Origin of the sequence: Confluentibacter flavum (assembly GCF_002843175.1) — a bacterium.
Lineage (GTDB): Bacteria > Bacteroidota > Bacteroidia > Flavobacteriales > Flavobacteriaceae > Confluentibacter > Confluentibacter flavum.
Map to the genome: position 1 here is coordinate 34,141 of NZ_PJEO01000028.1, position 17,834 is coordinate 51,974.

Consider the following 17,834-nt stretch of genomic DNA (forward strand, 5'->3'; position numbering starts at 1 on the left):
ATGCATTAAGATTGATTGATGATTTTGGAAATGCTCGTGTCATAGTCCTTCGTTTAATTTGGTGAAACTGTTCATTTTTTGATTGATGATTGATGATGATACTGAAACAAGTTCAGCATAGGTTATTTGATGAAATTTATGCTTAATGGATATTGATAAAGTTCGCCATCCCTTGCTTTTAAACTGGCTTTTATGATTAATACTAGTTCTATAATGAAACCTACAACGGCTATAACGCCTATGCCGCCACCTATATATAATAATGGCGAGGGTTTGCCTAAACTAATATGGAAATCATTAAAACCATTGAAATCTATAAAGTCCAAGCCATGAAATAGTTTGAAAATAAAAAATGGTATGGAAATGGTTCCTAAAATAATAGTGTAAAGCAAAATACTCAATTGGAAATTAATGGCTTGTTTTCCGTGGTTATCTATAAACTCCGATTTTTCCTTGTTGGCTATCCAAAGAATAATGGGGCATATAAAATTCCCTAACGGAATTACAAACCTACTAAACGTAGATAAGTGTATAAACGTGGCGATGTTTTTTTGGTGCGTGTCTAACATGATTTTTTTTGATTGATGTTGTGATTTTTTAAAACATATAATAATATCCTATGCAAATATATGTCTTTAGAAAGGTATTATGTTACGCATAGTAGTATAATTTAACATAACATTAACATTTATAGATAGGTAATATTTTTATAACTTAGTAAAAATTAAATATTTCTAAATGAAAATAACACCAAGTAAGTTAAACACATATACCATGTTCAAATTGCCATCTGCTTATTTTTGTGGTGTTCGTACAAAACATATTGATATGGATGAATGTATTGTAACTGTTAGACATCGTTGGATTAACCAAAATCCATTTAAATCGATGTTTTGGGCGGTGCAGGGCATGGCGGCAGAGTTTTCAACTGGGGCTTTAATGATGGTGAAAATCCAAGAATCAAGTAAGCCCATATCCATGCTTGTTGTAAAAAACGAATCCACGTTCACAAAGAAGGCAACAGGTTTAATCACGTTTGTTTGTAATGATGGGCAGATGATTGATGATGCTATCAATATAGCCATTGAAACGGGAGAAGGACAAACCCTTTGGATGACATCCATTGGAACTAATGAAGAAGGGCTAGAAGTATCAACTTTTAAATTTCAATGGAGTATTAAGGTTAGATAGTTAGATTTTTAGACTGTTAGATTTTTTTGAAGAATTATTATATTTTTCCATAAAGCATAAACAATCAACCAAAAAGTGTAACAAATATTTGAAACAGCCAACAAATAAACAGTTAAACGAATAAACAAATCAACAACAATATGACAGCACACGAAATTGATTATACCATCTACGGCGAAGAAATGCAATTCGTAGAAATAGAATTAGACCCACAGGAAGGGGTAGTTGCCGAAGCAGGCAGTTTTATGATGATGGACGACGGCATTAAAATGGAAACCATTTTTGGAGATGGCTCGCAAAACGATTCTGGCTTTTTAGGGAAAATTTTAGGAGCAGGAAAACGTATTCTTACTGGTGAGAGTTTGTTTATGACGGCTTTCTATAATAATTTGGTGGGTAAGCGAAAAGTATCGTTTGCTTCTCCTTATCCAGGAAAGATAATCCCAATAGATTTAACCGAATATAGAGGTAAATTTATATGCCAAAAAGATGCTTTTTTATGCGCTGCTAAAGGTGTAAGCATTGGTATTGAATTTAGCAAACGTTTAGGACGTGGCCTTTTTGGTGGTGAAGGTTTCATCATGCAAAAATTGGAAGGTGATGGTATGGCATTTGTTCATGCTGGTGGTACCATGGCTAAAAAAGTATTGCAACGTGGTGAGATTTTAAGGGTTGATACGGGCTGTATTGTTGGATTTACCCAAGATATTGATTACGATATTGAATTTATTGGAGGAATTAAAAACACCATTTTTGGTGGCGAAGGATTATTTTATGCCAAACTTCAAGGGCCGGGCACCGTTTATATTCAGTCCTTACCGTTTAGTAGATTGGCGGGAAGAGTATTGGCATCGGCACCACAAGGCGGCGGAAAAGATAAAGGCGAAGGTAGCATTTTGGGAGGTTTGGGTAATATTTTAGATGGAGACAATAGATTTTAACTAATAATTTTAAGTTAAATAGAAAAACATATTCAAATATTTAGTAAATTTATAAACGGAATTTTAAATTTACATCATATAAAACAAATCTACTCTTTATTGTAAACCTAAAACCGATAATAACCATGGCTAGAGCAATGCTTGAGTACACCAAAACGGTACTTCACAAAGTTAGTTTTGATGCGACACTGTTCTGTAAAGAAGTTCAAAAAGCAGTGGAAAGATTATTACCTTATGAAATCGAAGAACTAAAAGAGTTTATTCTATCGTTAATAAGGCAGAATCCCGAACTTGATAAATGTTTGATTTATCTTAAACCATAAAGAAAAGCGACCATTTGGTCGCTTTTTTATTTGGATGGCAACGGACTAATAATTTTTACATTCTGAAATGCTATGGCACCTCTAATAATTCCAGAGATAACACTTTGCATGGCTTCAATAATTTGGATTTTTAATTCACTTTTATGGTATATGATGCTGACTTCTCGGGCAGGGGTAGGTTCATTAAAATAGTGTAAATTCTTTTTGGCTTTGTCGTTTAAATCCAACGTATGTAAATAGGGCAGTAGGGTCATGCCCAAACCTTCATCCGATAATTTTATAAGCGTTTCTATACTACCACTTTCCAACTGAAAGGTTTCTTCAGTTTGGTTTTTAAAAGCTTTACACAGGTTTATAACGCCATCTCTAAAACAATGCCCATCTTCCAACAGAAGCATGTCATCAATTTCTAAATCAATGGTATCAATTTTTTGTTTGGTATGTAATCTGTGGTTTTCAGGAATATAGCCCACAAATGGTTCGTAATATAACACACGCTCTTTTATAAAATCACTTTCCAAAGGCGTCGCAGCAATGGCGGCATCTAAATGGCCATCTTTTAGTCTGTTTATGATTTCATCGGTGGTTAATTCTTCAATTTTGAGCTTAATTTTCGGGTATTTTTTTATAAAAGCTTTTAAGAACATAGGCAATAGCGTAGGCATGACCGTAGGTATAATCCCCAGTTTGAATTCGCCACCTATAAACCCTTTTTGCTGGTCTACAATATCTTGTATTCTGTATGATTCGTTTACGATGTTTTTTGCTTGAATGACGATTTTTCTACCAACATCGGTTAATTCAATGGGTTTCTTGCTCCTGTCAAAAATTTGAATGTTTAATTCATCTTCCAATTTTTGAATTTGCATACTCAAGGTTGGTTGTGTTACAAAGCATTTTTCAGCTGCTTTAGTAAAGTTTTGATTTTCTGCTACCGCCAAAACATAGTATAATTGTGTAATTGTCATTGTGCATCGATTTAGACTATAAAAATATAAAAACTATCAATAAAACTTATGGTTATGACCGTTAATTATAAGCTAAATTTGTAGTAATAATAAAACATAAAATTATGACAGTAAATAGTATAGGTTTAGACACCTCAAAAACCAAAGATTTAGCAAAAGATTTAAATAATTTGTTAGCAAATTTTCAAATATATTATCAGAACCTTAGAGGCATCCATTGGAACATTAAAGGAAAACGTTTTTTCGACTTACATGTTAAGTTTGAAGAGTTATATACCGATGCCAATATGAAAGTTGATTTGATTGCAGAACGGATTTTAACGTTGGGTGAAACCCCTTTTCATACGTTCAGTGATTATGTTGAAAATGCTAAAATACCTATTGGTAAAAACATTTCACAAGATGAAAAAGCAGTTGCCTTAATTGTGGATTCCCTGTCAGGTTTATTAAAAATAGAACGTGCCATTTTGGACAAATCAGATGAAGCCAATGACGAAGGAACCAACTCCATGATGAGTGATTTTATAACCGAACAAGAAAAAACCGTCTGGATGATGAAAGCTTGGTTGAACGAAACGGTTTAAATAGATTTGATTAATAGCGAAAAGCGGCCTTTATGGTCGCTTTTTATATTTATAAGTTAATGGAGTTATAATAAGCCTCTAGCTTTTATTTCCAGGTATTTATTTATGGTATCTACAGTTAAATTTTCGGGAATTGTTAGAATGGAGTGAATACCATATTTTTTTAATTCGCTCACAATTAAGCGCTTTTCGAATGCGAATTTTTCAGCAATAACCTTGTCATAAACTTGTTGTATGGTTAGTGCTTTTTCATTAATTAAACTATCAATCTCGGTATTTTTAAAGAAAATAATTACTAGTAAATGACTTTTAGCTATAGCTTTTAAATAAGGTAATTGTCTATCCAAACCATCCAAAGTTTCAAAATTGGTATATAGTAATAGTAGGCTTCTCTGGGTAATATTGTTTTTTATACTGGTGTACAATCGACTAAAATCACTTTCAAAAAAATCGGTTTTTATATTGTAAAGCGCTTCTAAAACATATTGCATTTGCGAATTCCTTCTTTCGGCAACCACCATATTTTCAACCTTTTTGGAAAAGGAAAATAATCCTGCTTTATCCTGCTTTTTTAAAGCAATGCTACTGATAATCAAGGTGGCATTAATGGCATAATCTAACAAGCTTAAACCATTAAAAGGCATTTTCATGGTACGTCCTTTGTCGATTACCGAATAAATGGGTTGCGATTTTTCATCTTGAAATTGATTCACCATTAATTGGTTTTTCTTAGCTGTAGCTTTCCAATTAATAGTTCTTAGGTCGTCACCCAAAACATAATCCTTTATTTGTTCAAACTCCATGGTATGACCAAGTCGTCGCACTTTTTTTAACCCATAATCCAAAGAGTTTTGGTTAATATTTAAAAGTTCGAACTTTTTTAATTGTTTAAAACTAGGGTAGGTTGGTACCATAGCGCCATTATTAAATGTAAATCGTTTGGCGACTAAATTTATAACTGATGATGCATATACATTAAGGTTTCCAAAATGGTATTCGCCCCGTTTTGTTGGTCTTAGTTGGTATAGGATGGATTTCGATTTTTTCGGCGAAATAGTTTCCCTAAGTTTAAAATCCCTCACCTGAAATTGCTCAGGAATTTCATCAATAATGTCTAAGTAAATTAAGAAAGGGTAGTTATTGACAATATTGAGTTGTATTGTATTTTCATCGCCGTTAGAAAATTTATCGGGTAATAGTCGCATGGCATCCATTTTGTTTTTTCCGATGAAAATAATCAGAAAATCTACAACGAATAAGAGAGCTAGTACAATTAAAGAAAGTTGGGCAATATTAAATAAAACAGGTATAAAATAGCTTAAACCAAATAATACAACAATGCCAATACCGACATAGAAAAATCGTGGTTGTATGTAAAATGGTTTAGAAAATTTCAAAATTTTGTTAGATGTTAGATGTTAGATGTTAGATGTTAGATGTTTTGTTGGTTGCTGGTTGTTTGGTGAATAGTTTCTTCGACTAAACGACTAAACGACTAAACAAATCAACAAATCAACGGCAAGTTTAATTATTCATTTTCGACCAATTGTCCAATCTCTTCAATAGCACTATGGTTCCCTTTGCCTTTAGGATTGTCGCCATATTCATTTGGACCATAATCACTATCTCCAAAAAGCATCCATAAACCGTAAAATGGAATGATTTGATACCAACCACTATTGCCTCTGTCATGGCAACGTTTTGCTCCTTGGGCTAACAAGAACCAAAATATTGGAAAAAATATAATAAAAAATATGACTGATAAAGACTCAGCAACTTCAGTCAGTACGGCTACCCCAAAATAAATTACCAAATAAATTAAATAACTTAGTCCGTACTCGGTTCTTCTGATTCTACCTTCAAAAGAAAATGGTTTTTTAAACATAATTTTAGTTTTTAGTTAGTTATTTCGGTATTTCAACCGTTTCAATTTTATGAAAAGTTTAAAAATTAGTTCAACTAAACGCCTCAACAAATCAACGCCAACCACCTACCTAGGTATTTCAACCGTTTCAATAATTTGTGTGATGACTTGTTTACTAGAAACACCTTCCATTTCACGCTCTGGAGTCACAATCACGCGGTGGTGTAACACAGGAATGGCGGCACGTTTTATATCTTCTGGAGTCACGAAATCCCTACCAGACATAGCAGCAAATGCTTTACTGGCCTTTAAAATAGCAATCGATGCCCTAGGTGATGCTCCTAAATATAAAAATGGATTGTTACGGGTTGCTATGATGAGTTCAGCAATGTATTTTAACAAGTGCTCTTCAACCAAAATTTGTGTCACCAACTTTTGATAGTTAGAAATTTGGGCTGCCGTTAAAAATGATGTGATTTCTTCTATTTTTACTCTTTCTTTTAATTGATGTTCTCTGGAAATAATTTCAATTTCTTCATCTAAATTGGGGTATTCGACATCTATTTTAAATAAAAAACGGTCTAATTGAGCTTCAGGTAAACGGTAAGTGCCTTCTTGTTCTATCGGGTTTTGGGTAGCAAGAACCATAAAAGGCGATTCCAGCATAAATTTGTTGCCGTCAATGGTAATTTGCTGTTCTTCCATAACCTCAAATAAAGCGGCTTGGGTTTTTGCTGGGGCACGGTTGATTTCATCAATCAGTACCATATTTGAGAAAATAGGCCCCTTTTTAAACTCAAATTCAGAGGTTTTCAGATTAAAAATAGAGGTTCCCAAAATATCACTTGGCATTAAATCGGGAGTAAACTGAATCCTGCTAAAACCAACACTTAACGATTTTGCTATCAGCTTGGCCGTTATGGTTTTTGCAACACCAGGGACGCCTTCAATAAGTGAATGGCCTTTTGCTAAAAGCGATGCAATAAGCATGTCTATCATGTTTTTTTGACCAACTATGACTTTACCAATCTCTTCTTTTATCTTATTAACACTGTATTGCAACTCTGTTAAGTCTAATCTATTTTGAAACTGTAATTCATTCTTTATTTCCTCAGAAATGACAGGAACAGATGCTGTTATGTCCTCATTTGGTATATACGAACCTTGATCTTGTGGTTCTTTGTTGTCTTCCATAATTAGTTTGAATAAAAAGTTTCTATATGTTTGTTGAGCGTTAGAAGATTATCTTCAAAAAATTCCTTTCTCGATTTTAACCAATTTATATAATCTATAAGTCGTTTAACGTCTTCTTTTTTCTTGCCTGTTTTTGAAGCTAATTTGCTGATAAATTCATCGTTTAAAATCGAAGTATCTAAATTATAATCCGTTCTAATTTTTTCTAAAAAGTAAGTTATTTTTTTGTGAATTAAGTTTTTATGATCTTGAATATCAAAATATAAGTGAGATATCGTTTTAACAAAAGCAACGGTCGTGTTCTGTAAAGGCTTGATAATTTTAATGATACGCTGTCTGCGTTTTGCATTAAAAATCACAAATAAAATAGTGAAAACCAGAGCCGTATACCATGCCCATCTAAATGATAATTGCTCCAAAAACCAACTTAAATTCGATTTTTTATCAACATCACCGTAACCGGATTGTATTTTGGTGTAAGAATCAAAGTAAATATCGGTATTTGGTAAATAGGAGATAACGCCTTCCGCATATTTATACCTGTCATCTTTTAGCATATTATAATTTGTAAACGCCTTGGGTTCTAAATGCAGATAAATATGGCCTTTGCCAAAAGGAACTTCAATAAAATTGATGCGTTCTTCATCCGTTTTTGTATATCCTAGAATACGATAGTTTATGGAATCGAAACTTGAAAAATAGTTAATGCCTACGTTTTTATCAATATTGGCATTTGCTAATTTTTTGGTTTCAAACGACATATAAGACATGCTGTCTTTTGCAGTTGAAGCGTAATCAACGTCTATTTGTAAAGTGTCGTGGATTTTTTGAACAAAGTAGTAATCAGATATAAAAAGCGTATTTCCTTCAGCAACAAAACCCAATAATTCATCAACCGATTCATCACCTAAATAATCAGAATTGCCAATAAGTATAAAGCTTCCTTTTGCTATATGGTCGCCATAACCATCTTCGGAATTGGCTCTTAAATAACTTTCTGGTGTGTGATAAACGGTTCTTACTTTATGGTTTTTAAATAGTTTAGGTAGCTCATTATAAAATACACTTACGCCATAAGGTTTGCTGCTTTTTTCGTTAAATGATTCTTCCCAATCCACCGTTTTTGTTTTTTTTATGCCACTGGCAACGGCCGCAGTGATGACCAAAGCAGTAATAACGAGAAGTATAGGTCCTATTTTCTTCATTATTTTACCTGATTTAAAAGCGTTACAAATTTATCTTTCGCTTTGGCATATTGATCGATATCTAAAGGGAATTCGCCATACCAAATGTAATTATATAGATAGGAAATGTATTCAAAGGCACTGCTAAATGGTTTTGATTTAATGTCGTTTAAATAGTCTGCATTGGTTTTATCGTCTTCAAACTTAATATGGTTTTTTAGATTTAAGGTTTTTAAAACTAATAAATAGTAATATCTAATGGCCAACCTGTAATCCTGATTATTTTCAGCACGGTTTATAAGCGCGTTGATGTCTGCATTTTCAATGTTTTCTGAAGTGATGTCTTCAAAATCTTCTATTTTCTTATGTCTTTTAGAAGAAAATAAACCAGAGCCACCTTCATTCAATAAAATATAAATTAAATAACCAACAGCGGCAAAAAGAGCCGAGTAAAACAGCCAGCCTAGAGGTCCCAAGTTTATGGTAAAGCTGTCGTTGTCGTCTACATTTACTTTAGGATTCTTATTTTTATAATCCTCATAATTACCAGAACCTGAGGGTGTTTTACTGATAATCTTTTTTCCTTCATAATTATATTTGTTTCCAGAATAACGGTCTTTAAAATCGGCATCAAAGGTTCTGCTGGTGTTTGGTTCTTGAAACGTCATAACAGAACTATTTCCCATATTGAAAACAATAAGAAATCCGATTAGAATAATATGTGATTTTCTGAATTTCAAATATGACTGGTTTTTGTAATTCTTTTTTGAACCTGAAACGGATAAATTAAATAATAAAAACTAATAATACCAAGGGTGATGATTATAATACCGACCGATAACCAATTAGGCATCATATTAGAATAACGTGTCACAAAACCTTCTAAAAACCCAGCAGAAAAGGTAAAAGGAAATGTGCTTATTAAAATTTTAATCCCCGTTTTTGCTCCGTGTTTAAAAGAAGTAAATCTAGAATGGGTTCCGGGAAATAAAATGCTCGCGCCTAAAAGTAAACCCGCAGCAGCTTCAATAACAATGGCAAAAATTTCCATGGAACCATGAATCCATATACCACGAACACTTTCCCAAAAAACACCTTTTTCGTAAAAAAAATACTGAAAAGAGCCCAACATAATACAGTTCTGAAACAAAATGTAAACAGTGCCAATACCGCCAAAAACGCCTAGTATAAAGGATAAAACTCCAACTTTTAAGTTATTGACAGTAATACCAATAAAACTGCCCCAATTACTACCGCTTTTATAAACAGCCACAGGATCGCCTGCTTCAATATTCACCATGGTTTGGTTTACATAATCATCCCCTAAAATGGAACGTACAAATTCACCATCATTTGCCGCTGAAATAGCCCCGATAAATGTGAAAGTGGAAAATATAATAAATGCCACATAGATAAATGTTCTATATTGATAACAGATTAATGGTACTTCGGTTTTCCAAAAGGAAAGAATTCTATTTGTGTCCTCTCGCTTGGTTTTATAAATTTTCTGATAGGCTTTAGCGGCTAACTGATTAAGATAATCTACGACTTTGCTTTTAGGGTAATATGTTTGTGCGTAGGCTAAATCATTTATTAAATGAACGTATTGGGACGCCAATTCATCGGGGTCTTTGAAATCATTATTGAAAATGGCATTTTCAAAACTCAGCCATTTTTCCTTATTTTGTTTGATGAATGAAACTTCCCTCATATATTTGATAAATTAAAATATAAAATGTCAGAGTTACAAATTAACACGACCCAAAATGTAAAAATTAAATTTAACGCTGCAGGAGCTGGGGAACGGTTGTTGGCATTTATGATTGATATGGCTATTAAAATCGGCTATTTACTTCTAGTAGGAAACATATTCAATGCGTTTCAAAATATGGACCAATGGTCTCAAATAGGCATCAATACCCTGCTTGGTTTGCCTGTTATGTTTTACACCTTGGTTTTGGAATCTTTTTTACAAGGACAAACCATCGGTAAACGGATTCTTAAAATTCGGGTTGTAAAAATTGATGGTTACCAAGCCTCCATATCAGATTATTTGGTACGGTGGTTTTTTAGGATCGTGGATATTTATATGATTGGTTTGGGATTTTTTGTGATGTTGTTCAATAATAAAACACAGCGATTGGGGGATATGGCTGCGGGAACAGCCGTTATAAATTTAAAGGACAATGTTACTATTAACCATACCATTCTGGAAAATTTAAGGGAAGATTATAAACCAACCTACCTGAACGTTATTAAATTATCCGATAACGATGCTCGTATCATCAAAGAGACCTTCGCCTCTGCCAAAACAACTAAAGATTATCAAACCTTAATAAAATTGCGTTCAAAAATCATGGAGGTTACCGATATTAAGGAAATGAAACAAAAAACGGATATGGAGTTTATAGACGTGGTTTTAAAGGATTATAATTATTACACGCAGGATATGTGATTTAGTTAAAAGTTAAGAGTTATGAGTTAAAAAAAATAATTTTGCTAACATCTAACATCTAACATCTAACATCTAACATCTAACATCTAACATCTAACATCTAACATCTAACATCTAACATCTAACAGCTAACACCCAACAACTATTCAATAATCTCTACTTTTCTAATATAGATGTTTTCTAAAGGCCAATCACCATCATCGGTTTCAACAGCAGCAATCTTGTCAATCACATCCATGCCTTTGGTGACTTCACCAAAAATGGTATAATCACCATCTAAAAAATGTGCACCACCTTGTTGTTGTACAATAAAAAACTCGTAAGGCGATGCTAATTTATAAGGGTTATCAATATCGCTACTGGGCATAGAAATAACACCTCGGTCGTGTTTGTAGCCTTTTTTAGTATCGGTAGGCAGTAAGTATAGGCCTATTTCATTACGTTTTTTGGCTGTTTTTTTATCATCACTATTGCCTGCCTGTACTATATAATTATCAATTACTCGGTAAAATTGTGTACCATCAAAATACTGGCGTTTTGTTAAATAGATAAAATTAGAACGATGGTATTTAGTGTCATTATACAGAAAGATGTCAATATCACCAAAATCGGTGGTGATACGCACTTTATTTTCTTTGTGTTTTTTATCATATTCAGCAAAAAAAGGCACAGCATTTTTGTCATCTAAAACAGGGAAATTGCTTTCAGGTGCTTTGGTTATATCTTTAATAGGTGTTTTTTTAGAAAGTGTATCTTTAGTTTCAATAACATTCGTATCCATTTTCTTTTTTGATTGTTTATCTTCACAATTCAGAAATAATATAGAAAAACATAAGAATAAGATAACGCGCATAAAGAATGGATTTTAATGAATTTTTAGGATTATCCTCAAAAATAAAAAATATACAGCTTCCAGCCGAAGGATCCCATCTTAAAATGATCCCACCATCCCGTAAGGCATTGTTAAACATTCAAAAGGAAGCTATTAATCAAGCTAAAGAAGCAGGTGTTTTGGCATTGTTTTATCCAGATGAATGCAACCAAACAAAATTTATTTTAATACTAAGAAAGACTTATGAAGGCATTCATTCGGCACAAGTAGGCTTCCCAGGAGGAAAATTAGAAGCTCAGGATACATCTTTAGAAGAAGCAGCCATTAGGGAAGCGTTTGAAGAAGTAGGCGTATCAAAAAATTCTATTGAAGTTTTAAGAGCATTAACACAGGTTTACATTGCGCCCAGTAACTTTTATGTGCATCCGTTTATTGCAATAACCCCAAAAAAGCCATTATTTAAGCTTCAAGAAGATGAGGTTGAAGCACTTATTGAGGTAGATATACAGCATTTTTTAGATGATAACATGGTTATGACCAAACGTGTCAAGGCATCTTATAACATTGATGTTGAAGTTCCTACATTCCTGTTAAACGACTATATTGTTTGGGGAGCAACTGCCATGATATTAAGCGAAATAAAAGACTTGCTAAAAGAATTAATCTAGTTTATAGATTTATTACCTTTGTAATCTCTAACTAATTGAAGCATGATGCATGGGATTATTTAAGCGAAATCCATTCGGACATATACTTTTTGTGAAAAAATGGCTCATACGTATTTTGGGGGTCATGACTCACAGACGCTTTCGTGGGTTTAATGAATTGCAAATTGAAGGTTCTGAAATCATAAAAAATTTGCCAGATACCAACGTCCTGTTTATATCGAATCACCAAACCTATTTTGCCGATGTTGTGGCCATGTTTCATGTATTCAACGCCAGTTTAAGCGGACGAACGGATTCTATAAAAAATGTGGGTTATTTATGGAATCCCAAACTTAACATCTATTATGTTGCTGCCAAAGAAACCATGAAAGATGGTTTATTACCAAAAATTTTGGCTTATGTGGGATCTATTAGCATCGAACGTACTTGGCGTGCCGAAGGCAAAGACGTGAATAGACAAGTTAAAATGAGTGATATTTCCAGCATTGCTAAAGCGTTGGATGATGGTTGGGTCATCACTTTTCCGCAAGGCACAACCACACCTTTTAAACCGATTAGAAAAGGAACAGCCTTTATTATTAAAAACTACAGACCCATTGTAGTCCCTATTGTTATTGATGGTTTTAGGCGTTCGTTTGATAAAAAGGGTCTTCGGATTAAAAAGAAAAATATTCTGCAATCCATGGAGATTAAAGAACCTTTGGTGATTGATTATGATAACGAGACAACCGACGATATCGTTAAAAGAATCGAATACGCCATAGAGCAACATCCTTCCTTTTTAAAAGTGATTTCACAAGAAGAAGTAGAAGCCCAAGAAGCTTTGAACAAACTTCGTGAGTGGTAGAAAATTTTCTCAAATATTTTTGTTATTTATAGAGTATGCCAATCGCATTTTGTTCAGAATATACAAGATGATGGTGTTCGGCATTTTTATAGTATTGAGTAAAAAAAAATCTAAGAATATCAATTAATTAAATTTATTTTGAAAACAGTTAACTTTGCTCTAACAGATATTCTATACCAACTAAAACCAGTTAAAATGATCAATAAAATAAATCGGGGAATTTTGATGCTATGCGTATTAATAGCTTTTATATCTTGTAAGAATAAATCTCAACCTCAATCAGAAACGTCTAATGAAACACCTAAATATGAAGAAACTTGGGAATCGCTTGCAACCAACGATCGGGAACCAGAATGGTTTAAAGATGCCAAGTTCGGTATTTATTTTCATTGGGGACTTTATAGCGTTCCAGCGTTTGACAATGAATGGTATCCAAGATGGATGTATGTGTCTGGAAGAACAGAATGGGGAGGAAAGATATTTGAACACCAACAAAAAACATATGGATCTTTATCGGAATTCAACTATCACGATTTTATCCCCATGTTCACGGCAGAACATTTTGATGCCAAAGAATGGGCAGATTTATTTAAAAAATCGGGTGCTAAATTTGCAGGGCCGGTAGCGCAACACCATGACGGATTTGCTATGTGGGGCAGTAAGGTGAACCCTTGGAACGCTAAGGATATGGGACCCAAAAAAGATATTTTAGGTGAATTGTATGTCGAACTTAAAAAGAACGACATGAAAACTATAGCGACCTTCCACCATGCCAAACTGCTTCAACGTTATGCACAAGATACATTGCAATGGGCAAAGAATTCGTCTGACCCTGGTTTTGACAGCCATTATCCATACCATCCAGATTATATCACTTCGACTACCGACCCAAAACTTAGAAAGTTTTATGGAAACATGCCCGCCAATGAGTTTCATGATTATTGGTTAAATCAAGTGAATGAGGTAGTAGATAACTATGCACCAGACATTATTTGGTTTGATTCTTGGCTAGATAAAATTCCAGAAAATTACCGTCAAAAAATGGTAGCACACCATTTCAACACAGCCGTTTCTAGAGGTCAAAAACCCATTGCTGCCTATAAACAGGAAGATTTACCTGCAAATGTTGGGATGTTGGATATCGAGCAAGGTGGAAAAACTGGTCTTTCTGACGATTATTGGCTTACGGATATTACTATAAGTAACTATAGTTGGAGTTATATTTCCGGACAAACCTATAAAAAACCAGATTTGGTTATTAGAAATATGATTGATGTTTGGAGCAAGAGAGGTGTAGTATTACTAAATATTTCCCCAAAAGCAAATGGCACCATATTAGATGAGCAAAGGCAGGTATTGTTGACTATTGGTGAATGGATTGACAAGTATCAGGAAGCTGTGTATGAAACCAGAGCTTATACCACGTTTGGTTATGGTGAAGCAGCATTTGAAAAGGGTGAATTTGGCGGACAATCTGCTACGATGGCATATAATGAAAAAGATATTCGTTTTATGCTATCTAAAGATAATAAGCATTTGTATATTTTCTCCTTGGGACTTCCTAAAGCTGATTCAAATATCGAAATCCGAACACCTATAAGATCCAAAATCAAAAAGGTGTCCCTTGTTGGTAGTGGGGTAGATTTAAAATGGTCCGTTACCAATAATAAATTAACATTTACAACACCAAGTTCATCACAAATGGATGCCATAGCGACCGTGTTTAAGGTGGATTTTGAATAAAACACGTTTAAATCACTACACCGCTACCACTTGCTTCTAGCTAATGGTATTGGGTTTGAGTGTTGAGAGCATACGACTTCATCAAATTTCAGTCCGTTTTTTTACGAGATATTAAAAGAATTATGGTAAAAATAGTAATTAGGTAATACTGTTCATGGGCTAGACTAGGTTTTAAAAAAATAACCTATTTTTATTCAAATCCGACTAAAATAAAGATTTTCCAAATATAATTTGTTACCAGAAGTCACTTTTAGTATCTGGCTTTTTTTAATATTTTAATTCAATTTATACCTCTAAAATATATGATTCAGAAAGGTGCTGAGGCAGAAAGACTAGCCGTACCCGATACATACAAGTACTGGAAAAAATGGGGCCCTTATTTAGCCGAAAGACAATGGGGAACAGTTCGCGAGGATTACAGTGAGCACGGAACAGCTTGGGAATTTGTAGACCATGAAAAGGCCCGTAGTAATGCTTATAGATGGGGTGAAGAGGGTATTGCAGGGTTTTGCGATTCACGGGAAATATTGTGTTTGGCTCCCGCATTTTGGAATGGAAAGGATGCCATTTTGAAGGAACGTTTGTTCGGATTGACCAACAATCAAGGAAACCATGGTGAAGATGTGAAGGAGCTCTATTTCCATCAAGTATCGTCGCCCACACATTCATATTGTAAATACCTGTATAAATATCCCCAAAATGAATTTCCATATACCGATTTGGTAAGTGGCAATCAGCGTGGGCGGGATCAATTTGAATATGAATTATTGGATACAGGTAGCTTTAAAAATAAGGCTTATTTTGATTGCTTTATAGAATATGCCAAGGCCGATGTAGATGATATCCTTATGCAGATCACCGTGGTAAACAGAGGCGAAAAAGCGGCGGAAATCCATGTATTGCCTCATCTTTGGTTTCGTAATTTTTGGAAACATAACAAGCGGCACGCCCGCCCCAATATGACATCCATTTCAAGTACAGTGGTGCAATCCAGAAGTACCAGAAATGGTCGATATTTTTTATATCACGAAGACGGGGAGCAATTATTTTGTGAAAATGAAACAAACAACAAGCGCATTTATAATTACCCGAATGAAGTGGATTATGTTAAAGATGGCATTAACGACCACGTCATAGATGGGAAACCGACTGTAAACCCAGAAAAAAATGGTTCGAAATTCGCCATTTGGCAGCGTTTTAAACTAAAAGCGGGTGAAGAAAGAATTGTAAAAGTACGTCTTAGTAAAAATAAAGTAGAACAGCCGTGGGCAGATTTTGATGCTGTATTTCACCAAAGAATCACCGAATGCGAGCAGTTTTATAACGAAACCATAAAAAGCGATATTCCTGAAACACATCAAGCCATTGCAAAAAGTGCCTTTTCGGGGTTGTTGTGGACCAAGCAGTTCTATTATAACGATGTATTTAAATGGCTCTTTGGCGGTCCTGGAGAACCCACTCCAACTCGAGCAAACATGCGAAATAACAATTGGCAGCACCTTACCAATAGGCATGTTATTTCCATGCCCGATAAATGGGAGTATCCGTGGTATGCCGCGTGGGATTTAGCCTTTCACATGGCATCATTTGTAGAGATAGATCCTTTTTTTGCCAAAGAACAATTGTTATTGGTACTGCAGGAAAGTTATATGCATCCTAACGGACAGATTCCAGCCTACGAGTGGAATTTTAGCGATGTAAATCCGCCTGTGCATTCTTGGGCAGTTTGGAGCGTTTACGAAAAAGATAAAAACTACACAGGAAATGGGGACATCCCGTTTTTAGAAAAAGCATTCCAAAAACTACTGATTAATTTCACATGGTGGGTCAACCAAAAAGATAAAAGTGGTACCGATCTTTTTGAAGGTGGTTTTTTGGGCTTGGATAATATTGGGGTGTTCGATCGTAACCACATGCCTCCCGGTATTAAACGCATGCAGCAGGCCGATGCTACCAGTTGGATGGCCATGTTTACCCTCAATATGCTGCGCATGTCGTTAGAGCTATCCAAAACCAATAAAATTTACGAAGAATCCGCTGCCAAGTTTTTTAGGCATTTTTTAAACATCGCTTGGGCGATGCACCACATTGGGAAAAAGGATATTTCCCTTTGGGATGACGAAGATAATTTTTATTACGATGTAGTAGAAATGGCAACCGGTGCTACCGATCGTTTGCGGGTGCGTTCTTTGGTTGGTGTTATTCCTATGTTTGCTGTTGAAATCATTCACAAAGACCTTTTTGAGGAACTAAAGAAATTTAGGATTAGAGCGAATGAAATTATACGAACCCGCCCAGACTTGGCCTCGTTAATTTCAAATTTAGACAATGCGAATACCGAAGGTAATTATCTGTTCTCCATTATGCGCGGGTTTAGGTTGGAACATTTATTAAAACGCTTGCTGGATGAAGACGAATTCCTGTCCGATTACGGTATTCGTTCCCTGTCCAAGTACCACGAAAAACATCCGTTTGTGTTTGAACATCATGGAAGCCATCAAATTCAATATGAGCCTGGAGAGAGCCGTTCCAACATGTTTGGTGGTAATTCCAACTGGCGTGGCCCTATTTGGTTGCCAATTAATTATATGATTATTCAGTCCTTACGCAAGTATTACACTTTTTATGGTGATGCCTATACATACGAATTTCCTACGGATTCTGGGCATAAACTTAATTTAAAGGATATTGCCAATCAGCTTACTAAACGCTTGATAAAACTGTTTGAAGCCAATGCCGATGGCAAATTTCAATATCATGCAGACGACCCCGACCATATGTTTTCAAAAGATGAACATTTCAAAAATTTACATCTGTTTTATGAGTTTTTTGATGGCGACACGGGCAAAGGCTTGGGCGCATCGCACCAAACAGGTTGGACAGCTCTTATAGCCAATTTAATTATGGAAATGGAAGACAGTAACACATAGTAAGCTCTTGGTTATCAAAAAAAAAGAATTTTTGAAAAGCTTTGTCTGCTAAATTCTAGTTTTGACGAATATACTTAATTAAATTTTTTTTAATCCTAAAAAAGATTTAG

Annotated in this window: 18 protein-coding genes; 9 read left to right on the forward strand and 9 right to left on the reverse strand. The window is 34.6% G+C overall.

The annotated features are described in order from the left end of the window. Positions 1 to 122: 122 nt before the first annotated feature. The gene (locus tag CSW08_RS08680; RefSeq protein ID WP_106659496.1) at positions 123 to 569 is read right to left on the reverse strand and encodes a DUF4870 domain-containing protein; all 447 of its coding nucleotides are present in this window, start codon (positions 567 to 569) and stop codon (positions 123 to 125) included. Positions 570 to 738: 169 nt separating this feature from the next. Between CSW08_RS08680 and CSW08_RS08685 the strand changes: the two genes are divergently transcribed. From CSW08_RS08685 to CSW08_RS08695, 3 genes are all read left to right on the forward strand, one after another. Beyond that, positions 739 to 1,191 carry a DUF4442 domain-containing protein gene (locus tag CSW08_RS08685; RefSeq protein ID WP_106659497.1) on the forward strand — a complete coding sequence of 151 codons (453 nt, stop codon included), beginning with the start codon at positions 739 to 741 and terminating at the stop codon, positions 1,189 to 1,191. A 140-nt stretch (positions 1,192 to 1,331) separates the two neighbouring features. After that, positions 1,332 to 2,132, forward strand: coding sequence for a TIGR00266 family protein (locus CSW08_RS08690; protein ID WP_106659498.1), 801 nt, complete (start codon positions 1,332 to 1,334; stop codon positions 2,130 to 2,132). Positions 2,133 to 2,257: 125 nt separating this feature from the next. Further along, positions 2,258 to 2,455, forward strand: a complete 198-nt coding sequence (locus tag CSW08_RS08695; RefSeq protein WP_106659499.1) for a hypothetical protein — start codon at positions 2,258 to 2,260, stop codon at positions 2,453 to 2,455. Positions 2,456 to 2,481: 26 nt separating this feature from the next. On the opposite strand, the gene CSW08_RS08700 is transcribed toward CSW08_RS08695, so the two are convergent. After that, on the reverse strand, positions 2,482 to 3,423 hold the full coding sequence (locus tag CSW08_RS08700) for a LysR substrate-binding domain-containing protein (RefSeq protein ID WP_106659500.1): 942 nt from the start codon (positions 3,421 to 3,423) through the stop codon (positions 2,482 to 2,484). Positions 3,424 to 3,527: 104 nt separating this feature from the next. Between CSW08_RS08700 and CSW08_RS08705 the strand changes: the two genes are divergently transcribed. Then, on the forward strand, positions 3,528 to 4,007 hold the full coding sequence (locus CSW08_RS08705; protein WP_106659501.1) for a Dps family protein: 480 nt from the start codon (positions 3,528 to 3,530) through the stop codon (positions 4,005 to 4,007). A gap of 65 nt (positions 4,008 to 4,072) precedes the next feature. Here the strand turns inward: CSW08_RS08705 and CSW08_RS08710 are convergent, their stop codons facing one another. The 6 genes from CSW08_RS08710 to CSW08_RS08735 form a co-directional block, all read right to left on the reverse strand. Beyond that, a complete protein-coding gene (locus CSW08_RS08710; protein WP_203226864.1) occupies positions 4,073 to 5,404 on the reverse strand; it encodes a DUF58 domain-containing protein in 1,332 nt (443 codons plus the stop codon). A 131-nt stretch (positions 5,405 to 5,535) separates the two neighbouring features. Next, on the reverse strand, positions 5,536 to 5,892 hold the full coding sequence (locus tag CSW08_RS08715) for a DUF805 domain-containing protein (RefSeq protein ID WP_106659502.1): 357 nt from the start codon (positions 5,890 to 5,892) through the stop codon (positions 5,536 to 5,538). Positions 5,893 to 5,997: 105 nt separating this feature from the next. Continuing rightward, positions 5,998 to 7,065 carry an AAA family ATPase gene (locus CSW08_RS08720; protein ID WP_203226865.1) on the reverse strand — a complete coding sequence of 356 codons (1,068 nt, stop codon included), beginning with the start codon at positions 7,063 to 7,065 and terminating at the stop codon, positions 5,998 to 6,000. Between the two features lie 2 nt (positions 7,066 to 7,067). After that, the gene (locus CSW08_RS08725; protein WP_106659503.1) at positions 7,068 to 8,270 is read right to left on the reverse strand and encodes a DUF4350 domain-containing protein; all 1,203 of its coding nucleotides are present in this window, start codon (positions 8,268 to 8,270) and stop codon (positions 7,068 to 7,070) included. Next, positions 8,270 to 8,989, reverse strand: a complete 720-nt coding sequence (locus CSW08_RS08730; RefSeq protein WP_157831447.1) for a hypothetical protein — start codon at positions 8,987 to 8,989, stop codon at positions 8,270 to 8,272. The genes CSW08_RS08725 and CSW08_RS08730 overlap by 1 nt, the downstream gene beginning before the upstream one ends. Continuing rightward, a complete protein-coding gene (locus CSW08_RS08735) occupies positions 8,986 to 9,960 on the reverse strand; it encodes a stage II sporulation protein M (protein ID WP_106659505.1) in 975 nt (324 codons plus the stop codon). The genes CSW08_RS08730 and CSW08_RS08735 overlap by 4 nt, the downstream gene beginning before the upstream one ends. 24 nt (positions 9,961 to 9,984) lie before the next feature. On the opposite strand from CSW08_RS08735, the gene CSW08_RS08740 reads away from it, so the two are divergent. Beyond that, positions 9,985 to 10,704, forward strand: coding sequence for an RDD family protein (locus CSW08_RS08740; RefSeq protein ID WP_106659506.1), 720 nt, complete (start codon positions 9,985 to 9,987; stop codon positions 10,702 to 10,704). A gap of 142 nt (positions 10,705 to 10,846) precedes the next feature. Here the strand turns inward: CSW08_RS08740 and CSW08_RS08745 are convergent, their stop codons facing one another. Further along, positions 10,847 to 11,485 (reverse strand): peptidylprolyl isomerase, encoded by a 639-nt coding sequence (locus tag CSW08_RS08745; RefSeq protein ID WP_317044927.1) that lies wholly within the window; start codon positions 11,483 to 11,485, stop codon positions 10,847 to 10,849. A gap of 77 nt (positions 11,486 to 11,562) precedes the next feature. On the opposite strand from CSW08_RS08745, the gene CSW08_RS08750 reads away from it, so the two are divergent. The 4 genes from CSW08_RS08750 to CSW08_RS08765 all read left to right on the forward strand — a co-directional run bounded on the left by CSW08_RS08750 (position 11,563) and on the right by CSW08_RS08765 (position 17,724). Continuing rightward, positions 11,563 to 12,204 carry an NUDIX hydrolase gene (locus CSW08_RS08750; RefSeq protein ID WP_106659508.1) on the forward strand — a complete coding sequence of 214 codons (642 nt, stop codon included), beginning with the start codon at positions 11,563 to 11,565 and terminating at the stop codon, positions 12,202 to 12,204. Positions 12,205 to 12,253: 49 nt separating this feature from the next. Continuing rightward, a complete protein-coding gene (locus tag CSW08_RS08755) occupies positions 12,254 to 13,051 on the forward strand; it encodes a lysophospholipid acyltransferase family protein (protein ID WP_106659509.1) in 798 nt (265 codons plus the stop codon). A 195-nt stretch (positions 13,052 to 13,246) separates the two neighbouring features. Beyond that, positions 13,247 to 14,794 carry an alpha-L-fucosidase gene (locus tag CSW08_RS08760; RefSeq protein ID WP_238987231.1) on the forward strand — a complete coding sequence of 516 codons (1,548 nt, stop codon included), beginning with the start codon at positions 13,247 to 13,249 and terminating at the stop codon, positions 14,792 to 14,794. Between the two features lie 302 nt (positions 14,795 to 15,096). Then, the gene (locus tag CSW08_RS08765) at positions 15,097 to 17,724 is read left to right on the forward strand and encodes an MGH1-like glycoside hydrolase domain-containing protein (RefSeq protein WP_106659511.1); all 2,628 of its coding nucleotides are present in this window, start codon (positions 15,097 to 15,099) and stop codon (positions 17,722 to 17,724) included. The last annotated feature ends 110 nt before the right edge of the window (positions 17,725 to 17,834 follow it).